The sequence below is a fragment of the Brevibacterium sp. UCMA 11754 genome, assembly GCF_021532275.1.
Taxonomy (GTDB): domain Bacteria; phylum Actinomycetota; class Actinomycetes; order Actinomycetales; family Brevibacteriaceae; genus Brevibacterium.
This window is the reverse complement of record NZ_JACBOT010000036.1, coordinates 165624-180288: the sequence shown is the minus strand read 5'-3', so window position 1 is coordinate 180288 and position 14665 is coordinate 165624. Positions and strand designations below refer to the sequence as shown.

The window sequence follows — 14665 nt, the reverse complement described above, 5'->3', positions numbered from 1 at the left end:
CCTGCTAGGGGTCCATGAAGGGTGAGTCTCGAGACTCACCCTTCATCTGATATAAGGACATTATGGCCACCGAGTTCATAGACCGTGTCACAGTCCATCTTTCCGCCGGAGACGGCGGCAACGGCTGCGCCTCGATCAGGCGCGAGAAGTTCAAACCCCTTGGCGGCCCTGATGGTGCCAACGGAGGTCAGGGCGGTGACGTCAAGTTCGTCGTCGACGCTCAGACCACAACGCTGCTCCCGCTTCATCACCGTCCGCATCTGACTGCGAACGACGGCGGCATCGGCAAGGGCGATCTGCGCCATGGTGCGGATGGCGGTGACCTCATCATCGCCGTCCCTGACGGCACGGTCGTGAAGAACCAGGACGGCGAGATCATCGCCGACCTCGTCGATGCCGGAACCGAATACGTCGCTGCCGCAGGTGGTCGCGGCGGCCTCGGCAACGCAGCTCTGGCTTCGTCGAAACGCAAGGCCCCGGGTTTCGCCCTGCTGGGTGAGCCGGGCGAAGCGCTCAGCTTGGTCCTCGAGCTCAAGACGATCGCTGACATCGCGCTCGTCGGCTACCCCTCAGCCGGCAAATCCAGTCTCATCGCGGCCATGTCTGAAGCCAAGCCGAAGATCGCGGACTATCCGTTCACCACACTCGTGCCCAACCTCGGCGTGGTCCAGGCCGGCGATGTGCGATACACCATCGCCGATGTCCCGGGCCTCATCCCGGGAGCATCAGAAGGCAAGGGCCTCGGTCTTGAGTTCCTCCGACACGTCGAACGCTGCGCCGCATTGGTCCATGTCGTCGACATGGCGACATGGGAGCCGGGCCGTGATCCTGTCTCGGACCTGACCATCATCGAATCGGAGCTCGCTGCCTATGCTGTCGACCTCGACGACGGAAATGGTCTGCTGCCTCTGTCGGAACGTCCCAAGCTCGTGGCGCTGAATAAGGTCGACATTCCCGACGGCCATGACTTGGCCGATATCGTCCGCCCCGATCTGGAGGCTGCCGGTTATCGAGTATTCGAAATCTCCGCCGTCAGCCACATCGGTCTGCGGGAGCTGTCCTTCGCGATGGCTGAACTCGTCTCAGCCGAACGTGAGCGTCGGGCAGAGTTCGAGGCGACGCCGAAGCGCGTCGTCATCCGCCCTAAGGCCGTTGACGACCGTGGCTTCCAGATTCAAGCCGAAAGCGACGAGGACGGTCCTGTCTTCCGCATCCGCGGCGTCAAGCCTGAACGTTGGGTGCGGCAGACGGATTTTGCCAACGACGAGGCTGTCGGTTATCTCGCCGATCGCCTCGACCGCCTCGGGGTCGAAGAGTCTCTGTTCAAGGCTGGTGCGAAGCCGGGTGACACGATCGTGATCGGCGGAGACGACGGCGTCGTCTTCGACTGGGATCCGACAAGCGTCGGCGGCGCCGAGCTGCTGGGCAGCCGCGGTACCGACCTGCGTCTGGATGAGGATGCCCGTTCCACTCGTAAGGAACGCAAGGCCGCATTCCACGATCGCATGGATGCGAAGGCCGCTGTTCGTGCCGAGTTCGAACAGGAGCGCCTCGCAGAGCGGTCCGGTCGCGGACGCGAAGGATCCGCCGGTGTCACCTCCGATTCCGAGTCCGGTCAGGAATGAGCGACAGCCAGTCCACCGATTCTGGCAGCATCTCGGTGCGCACCGACATCGCAGCTGCACGCCGCATCGTGATCAAGGTCGGCTCTTCGTCTCTGACCACCCTCGACGGGGGGTTGGACGAAGCAAAGCTGATCGCGCTCACCGATGTCATCGGGGCCCATCGTTCTGCCGGACACGAAGTCATTCTCGTGTCCTCCGGTGCGATTGCGGCCGGGCTCGAACCGATGGGACTCAACAAACGGCCCCGTGACCTTGCCACACAGCAGGCCGCTGCCGGAGTCGGTCAGGGTCTGCTCATGGCCGCCTACACCCGGGCGCTGGGTCGCTACGACCTGGTGCCCGGCCAGGTGCTGCTCTCAGCCGATGACCTGATCCGACGCACTCGGTACAAGAACGCGCAACGTGCCATCGACAAACTTCTGGCCCTCGGGACACTGCCGATCGTCAACGAGAACGATGCTGTGGCGACAGAAGAGATCCGTTTCGGTGACAATGATCGCCTGGCTGCGCTTGTCGCACACCTGTCGCACGCAGACGCCCTCGTCCTGCTCTCCGACGTCGACGCTCTATATTCGGGACCGCCGAATCTGCCCGATTCTGTGTGCATCGAGCAGGTTTCCTCCACCGCCGATCTCGGCGACATAGCCATCGGTGGGACCGGGGCCGCCGGCACCGGCACAGGAGGTATGGCGACGAAGGTCGAAGCCGCGCTCATGGTTGCCGACTCGGGAATACCCGCGGTGTTGACCTCGGCAGAGAAGATCTCAGCAGTCCTCGGCGGTCAACACGTGGGCACGTGGTTCTCCGTGACGCATAGACGTCGGGGGACACGTCTGCTCTGGCTGCGCCATCTGGCCCGCACCTTCGGCTCGGTGACCATCGACGATGGGGCCGAATCCGCTGTGCTCTCCCGCGGAACCTCCCTGCTGGCTGCCGGTGTCACCGGCGTGACCGGTGACTTCGAAGCTGGCGACCCAATCGAGATTCGGAACCTCGGTGGTGAAGTCATCGCCCGCGGCATGACTAACTTCTCATCGCAGGAACTGCCCGGGATGTTCGGCATGTCCACGGACGAACTTGGCACCCGACTCGGAAATGACTACCGTAAAGAGGTCATCCATCGCAATGATCTCGTACTCACGCACGTGAGCGGGGGGAGATAGTCCATGACCGCTGTATCCGAGATACATCCCAAGACCGTCCGGGGTGTCACCAGAGTAGTCAGGAACGCAAAGAGCGCTGCCGCTCACCTGGCGACGTCATCGACGGCAGAGAAGGACGCCGGGCTGCGTGCGATCGCCGACGCCCTGCGTGAGAATTCCGACCGAATCGTCAAAGCCAACGAAGTCGACATCGCCGCCGGCATCGACAACGGAATGAACGAAGGTCTCCTCGACCGCCTGCGACTCGACCATGATCGCATCGAAGCCATGGCCACATCAGTGGGAACGGTCATCGATCTCGACGATCCCGTGGGCAACGTCGTTGTGGGGCGAGTACTTCCCAACGGCATCAGACTGACTCAGAACCGTGTGCCCATGGGAGTCATCGGTGCGATCTACGAAGCCCGCCCCAACGTCACTGTCGACATCGCGATCCTCGCGCTCAAGGCCGGCAATGCCACCGTCCTGCGCGGAGGCTCAGCGGCTCAGAACTCCAACGCTGAGATCGTCTCCGTGCTGCGCAAAGCCGTGGAATCGGCGGGTCTGCCTGCAGATTCGATCAACGGAATTGACCAATTCGGACGTGACGGTGCCAACGTGCTCATGAATGCGCGTGACTACGTCGACCTCCTCATCCCACGCGGTGGCGCTGAACTCATCAACACAGTGGTGCAGGATTCGCTGGTCCCGGTGATCGAAACCGGAATCGGGAATGTCCATATGTTCATCGATTCATCGGCCACCGTCAAAAATTCGGTCGACCTCGTTGTCAACTCGAAGACGCATCGTCCCAGTGTATGCAACTCGCTTGAGACCCTGTTGGTCCATGAGAAGGCAGCCAAGCGCGTTCTTCCCAAGATACTTGACCGACTCGACAAGGCCGGGGTCGTTCTGCACGCCGACACCACTGTCGCGGCGCTGGCACCGGAGACGATGAAGGTCAAACGCGTCTCTCGACGCGACTGGGCGAAGGAATATCTTGATCTCGAATTGGCGGTGAAGGTGGTGTCGGGAATCGACGAGGCGATCGAGCATATTCGCGCCTATTCCTCTGGCCACACCGAGGTGATCGTGACCAAGGACATCGACAATGCTGAGACATTCGTCACGGCCATCGATGCCGCAGCAGTCGGAGTCAACGTGTCCACGCGGTTCACCGATGGGGGAGAGCTCGGCTTCGGTGCAGAGGTGGGAATCTCGACCCAGAAGCTCCACGCCCGCGGACCCATGGGCGTCGAACAGCTGACGACCACGAAGTGGGTCATGATGGGCAATGGGCAGATCCGCAGCTGACGCTGCTCGGCCCAGAGCGCACCGACGGTGCGCTCAAACCCCACTGATACTCATGTCGATGCCCACTTGTCTCACCGTTCATGAGAAACTGAAGGCATAAGCACTGCGACGCAGACAGACCGCGTCATCATCACCGATTAGGAGAGAGCACGTGAACGCAGCCCTGTTGACCACCGTTGCCGAAGGCGCGGAGAAGGCAGCCCACCACACCGAATTGCCGATGGATCCGATCTTCTTCGGACTCATCACCCTCGCGATCTTCCTCTCGATGGCAGCAGTGAGCCGGTCGTGGAAGGGCATCTCCAACCGCCACTGATATGGCTAAGCAAACACGCAGGGTCGGTGTCATGGGTGGCACCTTCGACCCCATTCACCACGGTCACCTGGTCGCAGCCAGTGAGGTGCAGTCGACCTTTGATCTCGACGAGGTCGTCTTCGTGCCCACCGGACGTCCTTATCAGAAGGAAGCCGGAGAAGTCACCAGCGCCGAACATCGGTATCTGATGACCGTCATCGCAACCGCGTCGAACCCGCGCTTCACGGTCTCTCGAGCCGACGTTGATCGGCCAGGTCCCACTTACACCATCGATACCCTGCGGGACCTGGCCAGGAGCTACGGAACCGACACAGAGATGTTCTTCATCACCGGCGCGGACGCTTTGGCTCAGATCCTGACGTGGAAGAATGTAGATGAGCTGTTTTCCTTGGCTCACTTCGTCGGAGTGAGCCGCCCGGGGCACGAACTTCGCAGTGAGGGTCTTCCGGTGGACAGGTTGAGCTTGGTGCAGATCCCTGCATTGTCGATCTCGTCCACGGATTGCAGACTACGGGTGATGGATGGGGCGCCCGTCTGGTATCTCGTACCGGACGGGGTCGTTCAGTACATCGCGAAATACGAGTTGTACAGGAGTGAAAATGGCTGAGGAGCAGTTCACGTCACGCCGTGCCAGGCGAGAAGCCGAGCGGGTGGCTGCGGAACAGGCGTTCGAAGCACGAGAGACACCTGAGCAGCCAAAAGAGCCGTCATCGAACGATCGGTCCGACCTGCTGAACCCGCCGCCAGCACGGGCCCAAGCACCCGAATCGCGGGCCGACACCGGGCCACCGTCTGAGACCGCCCCCGAGCGCGGCGCATCATCTGCCGACCAGGCGCAGGAGTCGCGACCTCCGTCCGAAGCGGCGGAGCCCGTCGATCCGCAACAAGCCCCCTTGCCCCATTTCGAATCGCGCACCGCCCGTAGAAGCTACCTGCGCGATAACGGACTGTCTTCTGAAGGCGACCTCTCCACCGGCGCGACCCCTGTCATCGCAGGACCGGAAACGAGCTCGCCTGAGGAATCAGACGAGGCTGCAGCCGGCGAGAACGAATCCTTCGACACCGCTGGGTTCGGCGGTTCGGCCGGCGAAGTCGCCGCACGAGACTTCGAGTCTCCGGTCACCGCGGCCTCCGCACCGCGACCGACTGCCTTCGACGATGCCCCGCGCGATGCACTCTCCCAGCCGATCGAAGATCTGGACCCGGGAGCAGCAGCGACCAGTTCCCCTTCGGGAGCTGCGGAATCGCCAGTCCAGGATTATGCTCTTTCCTCCGCTCCCAGGCGGCCCACTGGCGAACCAGCGCCGCCTGTACAGTCGCAGCCTGAATCGACACAGCCTGAATCGACACAGCCTGGCCAGCACACTGGGGACTCACCAGCCCCGGCTCAGTCACCAGAATTTGGACAGTCGGCAGCCGCCGGCGATGCGCTCAACGATGATGCCGCCGATGATGGTGGCGGGACGAGCCGCTCACGGCGCATGCCCATCGTGCAGCCGCCGAGCAGCTCCGGAGTGCGGGTCGTCACGGCAGCCTCAGCCCAGATGCCGGAGGCCGACAGCCCGGCGACGACCCCAGACACCGGCACCGACCAGCCCTCGATGGGCCGCGGCGACACCGGCCAAGCCCAGAACGCAGGGACGTCGTCTACCAACGACTCGTCTGCTGCAGGAACTGGAACCTCGTCCGATGACGCGGCTCGCGCTCTTGCGGCCAACCCCGAGACCCGCCCGATGGAGACCGTGCCAGAGGCATGGGCACTGCCCAATCCTGACTACGAGGACGAAGAGACCGAGAATCCTCCGGGGACTCGTATTCGCGCCAGCGAGGTCACCGGTCACGACGGCCGGATCCTTGTTGGGGAAGAACCATCCAAAGTACCCTATGTAGTGCTGGGTGTCGCTGCGCTCTTCGCAGTCGCACTCATCGTCATTGCACTGGTCATGTTGCTGTAATCATCTGAAAGGCTCTTGTGAGCGAGACCGTTGAATCAACCCAAATGCTGAGGACTGCCGCACGTGCGGCAGATGAGAAGTTCGGCACCGATCAGGTGGCCCTCGATGTGAGTGCCACTCTCTACATCACCGATGCCTTCCTCATCATCTCGGCGGAGAACGATCGGCAGATCGCATCGATCGTCGACGCCGTTGAAGAGGCCCTGCAGACGGCCTATGGTCACACGCCTCTGCGCCGTGAAGGTCGGGGGAGCGGGGACTGGGTCCTCCTGGACTTCGGTGACATCGTCGTCCACGTATTTTCGCAGGAGCAGCGCGAATACTATGCGCTCGAACGCCTGTGGAAGGACTGCCCGGTCATCGATCTGGAGCTGCCGGCGCCGGCTGCCGCCGACGACTCTCAATGACCAGGACCGTCATCTTCTGGCGACATGGCCAGACCGACTACAACGTCGAACGCCGGTTCCAAGGTCAAAGCGACATCCCGCTCAACGAGCTCGGGCGGACTCAAGCCGCTCAGTCAGCGAGCTACCTGAGCGATCTGCAACCTGAACTCATCGTCTCCTCCGACCTGTCGCGGGCCGCTGACACCGCCGATGCACTTGCTTCGCAGCTGAACGTCGGTGTCACACGCGATGACCGTCTGCGTGAGACCGCATTCGGCCAATGGGAGGGCCATACCCGGGACGAGCTCAGTGCATCCTGGCCAGACGAGCTCGAACAATGGCTCAGCGGAGCTGACACGAACCCACCAGGTGGGGAGTCCCGCACCGAATCAGGACGTCGAGTCGCCTCGGCGATCACCGACATCGTCGCTGGTTCGGAGGCCAAGACGATTGCCATCGTCGCTCACGGAGCAGTCCTGCGCGCAGCCGCAGAACTGCTGCTCGGCATGGACGGGCCAGGTCGCCTCGCAGTCCTGGGGAACTGCGGACACGGCGAATTCGGATTCACCGGTACCAGCTGGATCCTTCGCAGCTGGGGCACAGTCCCCTCCTGACGCGTGCTCTGCACAGTCACAGTCCTGTCGCGTGCTCTGCACAGTCCCGGCGCTTGCACTGCACACTTAAGCTCGTGCACTCACTGCCGTGAGGCGTGAACCGTACGAATCATGCCCACCAGTGCCTGGGCCGATGAGTCCCAATCGAAGAGCTTCGCCTGCCTCTGCCCCGCCGCCGAGAGTTCGGACCACAGCGTGGCATCGGTGAGACGTTCGATCGTGGTGGCCACGTCACCGGCATCATCGGGGTCGAAGTAGACAGCAGCCTCGCCGGCGATCTCGTGGAAGATCGGAATGTCCGAGACCGCCACCGGCACACCTCGGGCCATCGCCTCGATGACAGGAAGCCCGAATCCCTCCTCCCGAGAGGCCGTGACCAGAGCGGTTGCGCCCTCGAGCAGATCTGCATACTCCGCATCGCTGACCCCCCGGTGGAAGATCACCTTCGCCCGGTTGGGGATCAGTGCACGCAACGCAGCTTCACGTCTGCCGTCGATTCGACTGGCGATGTGCAGCGTCCATCCCGGCAGATGCTCCAGGGATCGAATGAGGGTCTCGACGTTCTTATAGGGCAGGAACGCGCCCATGTAGACCAGTGAACGCGCATCATTCCTGTTGACGGTGCGTATTTCGGAAACAGCAGCCTCGGCGGCATTGGACACCACAGTCACCGGCTTCGATGACAGATGGTGCTCTGCGATCAGGTCCTTCGTCGTCTGACTCACGGAAGCGATCGCATCGGCGCGCCCCAGCAGCAGGCGCTGCGGGGCGTAGCTGAGGTGGTAGGCCCGCCACAGCAGCCGGACAGCCGCAGGCAGATCAGCAGGCGGCAACGGATGCGAATAGTAGATGAGATCGTGGACGGTCAGGATGAGGCCGTACCTGCGTCCCGTCGATCCCATCACCTGCATGGTGGAGAAGACCACATCGGCGCCGAGGTCGTTGAGCTTCTTCGCAATGAAGATCTCCTGCGGAGACGTGGGGGAGTTGAGTCTGACCCATGCACAGTCGGGGAGGAGATCCAGCTGAGCTTCATCGTTGATGATCGCAGTGACCTCGATGCCGGTTCCCCGCACGGCTGTGAGCAGAGCAGCGAGCAGGCAGGATCCGTAGCGGGAGATGCCATCGTGGTGGGTCGTTCGTGTAAAGCGGGCATCAAAGTAGACGCGGATCGTTTCATTCGTCTGAGTGCTGTTTGTGCTTTTGCTCATGGAACTCCGAGTCGATAGTCTGATCATCTGTAAGTCTGCGTTCATCCGAGATTACGTTCATCGTGACGAAGGGTCAGTGAGTGAAGGAACCATCACCTGCGTCCGTGGCGCTGAGGCTACGGTCATGATCCTAACGGTTCTCGCTCTTGCCGCACTCATCATTCTCACCCCCATCATCACTCGCTGGCTCGGTCGAGCCAGTGGATGGCTCCTGGCCGCCGCCTACCTCGGCGTCGCCGGCCTGTTCACCCCCACCGCCGCCGAGGTGATGGCCGGGTCCACTCCGGAAGTGACCTACCAGTGGATCCCCTCCTTCGGTGTCGACCTGGCCCTGCGCGCCGACGGCATCGGTGTCATCTTCACCTACATCGCACTGATCATCGGCGCGATCGTCTTCGTCTATTCGACCGGTTACCTGTCCCAGGGACGAAACACGAGCTTCTACTGGCTGATGGTCATCTTCACCTTCTCAATGGTGATGCTGGTCCTCAGCAACGACCTCTTGGTGCTCTTCGTGTGCTGGGAACTGACGTCTCTGGCCTCCTTCTTCCTCATCGCCCGGTCAGGCTCGCCCGGCCAGGGGCCCTCTCTGCGCACCATGTTCATCACCTTCATCGGCGGACTCTCGCTGCTGGTGGCAACCGGAACCATCATTGCGGTCACCGGGACCACGAACGTCCACGAAGCGCTGAGCTCGCCCGTCTGGTCCGGTCAGGCACCGGTGACGACGCTGGTCGCGATCCTCATCGCGGTCGCGGCGATGACCAAGTCGGCCCAGTTCCCCTTCCATTCCTGGCTGCCTGACGCGATGGCCGCAGCCACCCCGGTCTCCGCGTATCTGCACGCGGCCGCCGTGGTCAAGGCCGGCATCTTCCTGCTCCTCCGGTTCACACCTGCCTTCCACGCCACCCCTGCGTGGAACACCCTGCTCATCGTTGCCGGCCTCATCACCGCCTGCATCGGCGGCTGGTTCGCTCTCAACCAATACGATGTCAAGAAGCTGATGGCCTATTCCACGGTTTCGCAGCTGGGTCTCATCACCGCGGTGATCGGCGTCGGCTCCGAAGCGGCGATCGCCGCTGCGTGCCTGCACGTGATCGCCCACGCCCTGTTCAAATCCGGCCTCTTCATGATGGTCGGAGTCGTTGACCATCTCGCCGGGACTCGCGAACTGACTCGGATTCCACAACTGATGCGAGCGGCTCCGGGATCCTTCTTCGTCATGATCATCGGCTGCGCCTCCATGGCTGGCATCCCCCCTCTGCTCGGCTTCGTCTCGAAGGAATCCCTCTTCACCGCATTCGCTGACACTCCCGGTTCGGACTGGACCGGATGGGCAGCCCTGCTGGTGGCCGTCGCCGCCTCGGTGCTCACCTTCGCCTACTGCGCGAAGACTGTCTGGGGGGCATTCATCGATGGCAAACCGGTGGAGAAGGCGAGACTGGGACACGGGTCACCCGTCATGCTCGTTTCCGCCGCGATGCCGATCCTCGCCTCGATTCCGCTGAGCTTCGTCCTGTTCGTCTTCGACAACCCTCTCGATCAGGCAGTCCAAGCGGCCATTCCCGACGCAGGCGAAGCAGTGCACCTTGCCCTCTGGCACGGGGTGAACAAGGAACTCATAGCCTCACTGCTGATCATCGCGATCGGCGTGATCATCATCGTCAACCGCTCCCGCGTCTTCGTCTTCTTCCACCGAGCAACCCTCGGCTTCGACGGAGCTAACGTGATGAGCGGTCTGACGTGGGTCCTGCGTCGAGCCGGCCGCGGCCTGAGCATCTTCGCCAAGCCGATGAACTCCGGCCCCTACCTGGCCATGTCGTTGGGCGGTCTCGCCGTTCTCGCCTTCTCAGCCGTCCCGATCATCTACTCGGACCTGCCACCTCTGCAGGATGGTCTGTGGCGACCCATCGACATCGTCCTCCTCGTCCTCATCACCGTGGCCGTGCTCGTTGTCTGCAGCTCCCACTCCCGGCTGACCACAGTGGTTGCTCTGTCGGGAGTCGGCATCCTCGCTACGGTCCAGATTCTGGCTCTCGGCGCTCCGGATGTCACTCTGACACAGCTGCTGGTCGAGGCGATGACGATCATCGTCATCATGTTGGTGCTGCAGAAGCTTCCACGTTCCTTCTGGAGATATCCGAAGCGTCTGCAGGCCACCCGCGTGATCTTCGCCCTTATCGTCGGACTTGCCGCCACCGTGCTGACACTGGCTCTCAACGGACGTCGGGACCGATCGGACCTCGGTCTGTACTACATCGAGAACGCCCCCGACATCAGCGGCGGGCACAACATCGTCAACACGATCCTCGTTGAGTTCCGTGCCTTGGACACCCTCGGCGAGCTCACCGTCCTCGGTATGGCCGGAATCGCAATCGTTGCGGTGATGTCGACGGTCAAGGACAAGTTCATCGATCCTCCCGCGGAGAACATCCCCGAACCGCCGAAGAAGGCGTGGATCTCCGTCCGCCCCCGGGGCACGACCGCCTATCGCGCTGTCCACGAGGCGTGGCCCAACGTGATTCCGCCGCAGCTGACGATCAAAGTCCTCGGACCGCTGTTGGCGATCAGCTCACTGGTGATCTTCTGGCGCGGTCACAACGAGCCCGGTGGTGGCTTCATCGCCGCTCTGGTCGGCTCTGCGGTCATCGGCCTCCTCTACATGTCCACGGCCAAGGACCGGGCGATCGGTCCGCCCAAGGCGCCCCTGTACCTCATCGGATCGGGAGTGGCCACAGCCGTGGCGACGGGATTCATCGGGCTCATCTTCGCAGGCTCCTTCCTCGAGCCCTTGCACGGCTATTTCCTGGGTCAGCATTTCACCACCTCGATGCTCTTCGACCTCGGTGTGTATCTCGCAGTGGTCGGCCTCATTCTGGCCTCCTTCAATCTCCTCGGCGTCTCGGATTCCGCCGCCACGCCCGCCGGAGACGACGTCCTGACCAACGGAATCATCCGCCGTGACGTCGAACGCACCCGTGAACGGGCCGACGAACTGCTCTACGGGGAGCTGAGTGGACCGATGGACGCTATCAGAGGAGAACGCCCGCCCCGCGACCGTCGCTCCCGAGTCGCCGACCCGGATGCGAAGGTGAGAGCATCGTCGACTCATATCCTCCACGGCGACGCTCCCATCGAACGGTCCAGAGGCGAAGCAGCGGAACAGTCACGAACAGATGATCAGGAGGGTGTGAAATGATCCTGGCCCTCACAATCGGAGTGCTGACCGCCGGCGGCGTGTACCTCATGATGCAGCGATCGATGGTCAGAGGCGTCTTCGGACTCACTCTCATCTCGCATGCTGCGAACTTCATCCTGCTCTCTGCCGGAGTCAGCGCCTGGCGAGTCGAGCCCATCAGCGGTCGCGGTGATCAGAGCCTGGCCGCCGATCCGCTGCCGCAGGCCTTCGTCCTCACCGCCATCGTCATCACCCTGGCGGTGACGATCTTCATGCTCGCGCTGGCCGTGCTCGGCCATGACGACGATCAGAAGCGGGCCCCTGAGACAGGGGAGGAACGAGAATCATGAACCCCGCATTCCTGCTCCTGCTCATCGGCGTGCCGCTCCTGGCATCGGCGCTGAGCGTGCTCATCACCTCCCGCACCTTCGACCGCATTCTGCTGTTGGCGACCCCGAGCTTCGTCGGCATCTCCGGCATCGTTCTGCTCTTCGTCCACCAACGGCAGCCGGTGCTCGCCCACTCCGTCGGCGGCTACGTCCCCGGTCTGGCGATCCCGTTCGTCTCCGATACCTTCACCGCTCTGATGCTGGTGCTGACCTCGCTCACAGCGATCGCGAGCTCCGTCTTCCTGATCACGACCGGTGAGGACCAGTACCGTTTCGTCCCTGCCCTGATCCTGATGATGCTCACCGGTGTCTACGGAGCACTGCTGACCGGCGATCTGTTCAACTTCTTCGTCTTCGTCGAGGTCATGGTGCTGCCGGCCTACGCACTCATCGCGGTGACCGGAACCTGGCGCCGCCTCGGCGTGGGTCGGATGTACGTCATGGTCAACCTGCTCACCTCGACGATTCTGCTCATCGGGGTCGGCTTCGTCTACGGGGCCACCGGCACCGTCAACATCGCGATCCTCGCACAGCTGGGGGCACCGACCGGGCAGGCAGCGCTGGCAATCGGCGTCGTCCTCTTCGCGCTGATCATCAAGGCCGGCGGTGCACCGTTCCACGGCTGGCTGGTCCGCAGCTATCCGAACACCTCGGCGGGGATGATGTCGCTGTTCTCGGGTCTGCACTCGAAAGTGGCCCTCTATGCGATCTACCGGATCTACACCTCGGTCTACGGCGAGCCTGCCGCTTGGGCCAATGTCATCGTCACCATCGCCATCATCAGCATCATGATCGGCTCCCTGTCCGCATTCGGGCAGAACAGGGTCCGCAACGTCCTCGCCTTTCAGATGACGGCGGGAGTCGGTCACATCCTCGTCGGTGTGGTCCTGCTGACCTCGACTGCGCTGGCTGCCGGCGCCTTCTACATGGTCCACCACATGATCACGATGTCGGGCCTCCTGCTCATCATGGGCGCAGTCGAACAGACCTACGGCACCGGATCGTTCAAGAAGCTGTCCGGGCTGGCCGGTCGCGAGCGGTGGGCGACGGTCCTGATGATCCTCGGTCTCTTCTCACTCATCGGCCTCCCACCGACCTCGGGTCTGTGGGGCAAAGTCGGTCTCATCAAGGCCGCCACCGCCAGCTCGGACGCCCTGGGCTGGTGGCTGGTCGCGGCGATCGTCGTCGGCGCTCTGATCAGCCTGCTCGCACTCCAGCGGACGTGGCGCAACACCTTCTGGGGACCGCCGATGCAGACCTACCGTCCCGATTCGGCAGAGACCGGGCGTGCTCCGGCCGAGCCCATCTTGAGAAGCGTGCGGATTCCGGGCCGACTGCTGGTGCCGGGAACGATCATGATCGGGGTCTCCGTGGCCATCTTCGCCTACCCCGAACCGCTGCTCGAGATCACTGCACGCGCCGCGGCCGGACTGCTTGACCACAGCGCCTACATCGAGGCGGTGACGAAGCCATGATGCGTCTCATCCACGGCATCTCGTACCTGTTCTACATCGGCTGGGCAATCATGACCGGGTCGCTGACCATCGTGGCCCGGCAGTTCCTGCCAGGCAGACAGTATGCGCAACCGATGATCGTTGAGGTCCCGCTGCGGTGCGTCACCGATCTTGAGGTCACCCTGTTCGCCTCATCGATCACGATCACGCCCGGCACACTGGTCACGGCCATTGCCGCGGGCACCTCCACGCAGCCGCCGGTGCTCTTCGTCCATGCCCTGTTCGAAGAATCGGAGGAGGCAGCTTTGGAAGGCCTCTACGACATGGAGTCACGACTGCTCGCAATGACCAGGGGCCGGGCACCGTCCGGACCGGCAGCCAGCTCCGCTGAGGTTGAACAGGAGGAAGGAAGCCCATGACCATCGTCGTCAGCATCTGCATCGTCATCCTCGCCGCGGCCGTCATCGTCGGCCTGGTGAGGGTACTGACCGCCAAGGACCTGGGCTCGCGGGCGATCGTCAGCGATCTCATGTACTTCTCCGCCATCGGCATGCTCACGATGTTCGGCATCCTCGTCTCCTCGTCGATCGTCCTCGACGCGATCTTCCTCGCATCCATGGTCGGCATCCTCGCCACCATGGCGCTGTCGCGGATCCTTACCAGGGGGCTGCGCTGATGAATGATGCTGTGGCAACTGCCCTCGTCGGTGTCTTCGGGATCAGCGGGTCCCTCCTCATGCTGTTCTCCGCGCTTGCGATGTTCCGGGTCCGTGACGCCTTGTCCCGGATCAATGTGTTCTCACCGGCCACTGGCCTGGGGATGCCGCTGATCGTGGCAGCGGTCTACGTCTATGACATCCACACGGAGGGCTTCAGCTGGGGCTCATTGCTCATGGCTGTCGCAGCGGTGCTGTGCCTGATCATCGTGTCCTCGGTGGCCAGCAACACGCTCTCGCGGGCCAGCGTGCTGTCCGGACAGCCCGTCTACCGCAAGACCGCTCCGAACCGGTTGGCCCGTCCACCTGCGGGAGTCGTCGACGAGGACCCCGATTCTCCTGATCAACCGAGGGCCGGGGACTGAG

At 62.8% G+C, this 14665-nt stretch carries 15 protein-coding genes; 14 read left to right on the top strand and 1 reads right to left on the bottom strand.

The features are described 5' to 3' along the window. Window positions 1–62 precede the first annotated feature (62 nt). The 8 genes from obgE to HX613_RS21015 all read left to right on the top strand — a co-directional run bounded on the left by obgE (window position 63) and on the right by HX613_RS21015 (window position 7352). Entirely contained in the window at window positions 63–1625 is a 1563-nt protein-coding gene (gene obgE / locus HX613_RS21050; RefSeq protein WP_235347103.1) for a GTPase ObgE, read from the top strand. Next, complete coding sequence (proB, locus tag HX613_RS21045) at window positions 1622–2788, top strand: glutamate 5-kinase (RefSeq protein ID WP_235347102.1); 1167 nt, start codon at window positions 1622–1624, stop codon at window positions 2786–2788. The genes obgE and proB overlap by 4 nt, the downstream gene beginning before the upstream one ends. 3 nt (window positions 2789–2791) lie before the next feature. After that, entirely contained in the window at window positions 2792–4081 is a 1290-nt protein-coding gene (locus tag HX613_RS21040) for a glutamate-5-semialdehyde dehydrogenase (RefSeq protein WP_235347101.1), read from the top strand. Window positions 4082–4232: 151 nt separating this feature from the next. Next, window positions 4233–4397 (top strand): hypothetical protein, encoded by a 165-nt coding sequence (locus tag HX613_RS21035; protein ID WP_167389343.1) that lies wholly within the window; start codon window positions 4233–4235, stop codon window positions 4395–4397. 1 nt (window position 4398) lies between these two features. Beyond that, window positions 4399–5004 (top strand): nicotinate-nucleotide adenylyltransferase, encoded by a 606-nt coding sequence (gene nadD, locus HX613_RS21030; protein ID WP_235347100.1) that lies wholly within the window; start codon window positions 4399–4401, stop codon window positions 5002–5004. Next, entirely contained in the window at window positions 4997–6352 is a 1356-nt protein-coding gene (locus HX613_RS21025; RefSeq protein ID WP_235347099.1) for a hypothetical protein, read from the top strand. Before nadD ends, HX613_RS21025 begins: the two co-directional genes overlap by 8 nt. Before the next feature lie 44 nt (window positions 6353–6396). Then, window positions 6397–6759, top strand: coding sequence for a ribosome silencing factor (rsfS, locus tag HX613_RS21020; protein ID WP_143921537.1), 363 nt, complete (start codon window positions 6397–6399; stop codon window positions 6757–6759). After that, window positions 6756–7352, top strand: coding sequence for a histidine phosphatase family protein (locus HX613_RS21015; protein WP_235347098.1), 597 nt, complete (start codon window positions 6756–6758; stop codon window positions 7350–7352). The genes rsfS and HX613_RS21015 overlap by 4 nt, the downstream gene beginning before the upstream one ends. Window positions 7353–7432: 80 nt before the next feature. Here HX613_RS21015 and HX613_RS21010 read toward each other — a convergent pair whose 3' ends face one another. Continuing rightward, on the bottom strand, window positions 7433–8563 hold the full coding sequence (locus HX613_RS21010) for a glycosyltransferase family 4 protein (protein WP_235347097.1): 1131 nt from the start codon (window positions 8561–8563) through the stop codon (window positions 7433–7435). 124 nt (window positions 8564–8687) lie between these two features. Here HX613_RS21010 and HX613_RS21005 point away from each other — a divergent pair, with 124 nt between their 5' ends. The 6 genes from HX613_RS21005 to HX613_RS20980 are packed head-to-tail and all read left to right on the top strand — an operon-like array spanning window position 8688 to window position 14664. Then, the gene (locus HX613_RS21005) at window positions 8688–11762 is read left to right on the top strand and encodes a DUF4040 family protein (protein WP_235347096.1); all 3075 of its coding nucleotides are present in this window, start codon (window positions 8688–8690) and stop codon (window positions 11760–11762) included. Beyond that, window positions 11759–12091 (top strand): sodium:proton antiporter, encoded by a 333-nt coding sequence (locus tag HX613_RS21000; protein WP_198395565.1) that lies wholly within the window; start codon window positions 11759–11761, stop codon window positions 12089–12091. Before HX613_RS21005 ends, HX613_RS21000 begins: the two co-directional genes overlap by 4 nt. Continuing rightward, on the top strand, window positions 12088–13605 hold the full coding sequence (locus HX613_RS20995) for a monovalent cation/H+ antiporter subunit D family protein (RefSeq protein ID WP_235347095.1): 1518 nt from the start codon (window positions 12088–12090) through the stop codon (window positions 13603–13605). Before HX613_RS21000 ends, HX613_RS20995 begins: the two co-directional genes overlap by 4 nt. After that, entirely contained in the window at window positions 13602–14003 is a 402-nt protein-coding gene (locus HX613_RS20990; protein WP_235347094.1) for a Na+/H+ antiporter subunit E, read from the top strand. The genes HX613_RS20995 and HX613_RS20990 overlap by 4 nt, the downstream gene beginning before the upstream one ends. Then, a complete protein-coding gene (locus HX613_RS20985) occupies window positions 14000–14260 on the top strand; it encodes a monovalent cation/H+ antiporter complex subunit F (protein ID WP_198395567.1) in 261 nt (86 codons plus the stop codon). Before HX613_RS20990 ends, HX613_RS20985 begins: the two co-directional genes overlap by 4 nt. Continuing rightward, on the top strand, window positions 14260–14664 hold the full coding sequence (locus HX613_RS20980) for a cation:proton antiporter (protein WP_235347093.1): 405 nt from the start codon (window positions 14260–14262) through the stop codon (window positions 14662–14664). Before HX613_RS20985 ends, HX613_RS20980 begins: the two co-directional genes overlap by 1 nt. Window position 14665 lies beyond the last annotated feature (1 nt).

Coding starts and splice junctions, on each gene's coding strand:
- HX613_RS21000 (WP_198395565.1), top strand. CDS start 11,759: ATGATCCTGGCCCTCACAATCGGAGTGCTGACCGCCGGCGGCGTGTAC.
- proB (WP_235347102.1), top strand. CDS start 1,622: ATGAGCGACAGCCAGTCCACCGATTCTGGCAGCATCTCGGTGCGCACC.
- HX613_RS21025 (WP_235347099.1), top strand. CDS start 4,997: ATGGCTGAGGAGCAGTTCACGTCACGCCGTGCCAGGCGAGAAGCCGAG.
- HX613_RS20980 (WP_235347093.1), top strand. CDS start 14,260: ATGAATGATGCTGTGGCAACTGCCCTCGTCGGTGTCTTCGGGATCAGC.
- HX613_RS21040 (WP_235347101.1), top strand. CDS start 2,792: ATGACCGCTGTATCCGAGATACATCCCAAGACCGTCCGGGGTGTCACC.
- HX613_RS21015 (WP_235347098.1), top strand. CDS start 6,756: ATGACCAGGACCGTCATCTTCTGGCGACATGGCCAGACCGACTACAAC.
- HX613_RS21010 (WP_235347097.1), bottom strand. CDS start 8,563: ATGAGCAAAAGCACAAACAGCACTCAGACGAATGAAACGATCCGCGTC.
- HX613_RS21005 (WP_235347096.1), top strand. CDS start 8,688: ATGATCCTAACGGTTCTCGCTCTTGCCGCACTCATCATTCTCACCCCC.
- rsfS (WP_143921537.1), top strand. CDS start 6,397: ATGCTGAGGACTGCCGCACGTGCGGCAGATGAGAAGTTCGGCACCGAT.
- nadD (WP_235347100.1), top strand. CDS start 4,399: ATGGCTAAGCAAACACGCAGGGTCGGTGTCATGGGTGGCACCTTCGAC.
- obgE (WP_235347103.1), top strand. CDS start 63: ATGGCCACCGAGTTCATAGACCGTGTCACAGTCCATCTTTCCGCCGGA.
- HX613_RS20995 (WP_235347095.1), top strand. CDS start 12,088: ATGAACCCCGCATTCCTGCTCCTGCTCATCGGCGTGCCGCTCCTGGCA.
- HX613_RS20990 (WP_235347094.1), top strand. CDS start 13,602: ATGATGCGTCTCATCCACGGCATCTCGTACCTGTTCTACATCGGCTGG.
- HX613_RS20985 (WP_198395567.1), top strand. CDS start 14,000: ATGACCATCGTCGTCAGCATCTGCATCGTCATCCTCGCCGCGGCCGTC.